Here is an 844-nt window from a genome sequence, read left to right on the forward strand (position 1 = left end):
GATCCTGGCTCTGCTGCTGCGGGCGGGGTGGCGGGAGGACCTGCGGGCCTCGGTCGGGCATCTGCCCGAGCTGACCGAGGCGATGCTCGGCGGCCGGCTCCGGGGCCGGGACACCACCTTGCCGGTGATCATGCTGCTGCTCCAGGGCCGGGTGGAGGACGCCTGCTCCGTGCTCTCGCGGCTGGCGGCCGACGTGCCGCCGGGCTCCGGGCCCTCGTGGGAGTTGGAGATGGTACGGATGTGGCTGGCCGATGTGTATCCCGGCATCTTCCGGCGCGTGGCCTGCGAGAGCAGGGAGAGTGTCATGCCAGTCGTGCCTCCGGGCGCCTTTGGCTATCGGTTGCTCAAGCATTTCCAGGGTTCTCACTATGCCGGGGCCAGTGCGGAGGGTTTGGTCCGGACGGACGAGGCGTTGTGGCAGCAGCCGCTGACCGAGATCAACCTGTTGCCGCTGATTCTCGCGTTGCGCACGATGGTGTATGCCGAGCGGTTGGAGGAGGCCGAGCAGCGGTGCCGGGAGCTGATGCAGGCCAGCCTCGATCTCCAGGCGCCCACCTGGCGTGCGCTGTTCTGCTCGATCGCGGCGGACATCGCCCTGCGCCGCGGCTCGCTCGGCGTTGCTGCCTCCCGGGCGAGCGCCGCGCTCGAACTCCTGCCGGTCGCGGACTGGGGTGTACTGGCTGCCGAACCGCTCAGTACGCTGCTGACGGCGCAGACGCTGCAGGGCAAACACGAGGAGGCGGCACGCACGCTGGCTCTGCGGGTGCCGGACGTGATGTTCGAGACGCCGTTCGGGCTGTCCTACCTGCTGGCGCGCGGCCGTCACTACGTCGAGCGCGGTCTC

At 70.0% G+C, this 844-nt stretch carries 1 pseudogene; it reads left to right on the forward strand.

What is annotated here, in order from left to right:
• Positions 1 to 844 (forward strand): annotated as a pseudogene (locus IG94_RS0137990) (helix-turn-helix transcriptional regulator); the annotation flags it as partial.

Origin of the sequence: Streptomyces olivaceus (assembly GCF_000721235.1) — a bacterium.
Lineage (GTDB): Bacteria > Actinomycetota > Actinomycetes > Streptomycetales > Streptomycetaceae > Streptomyces > Streptomyces olivaceus.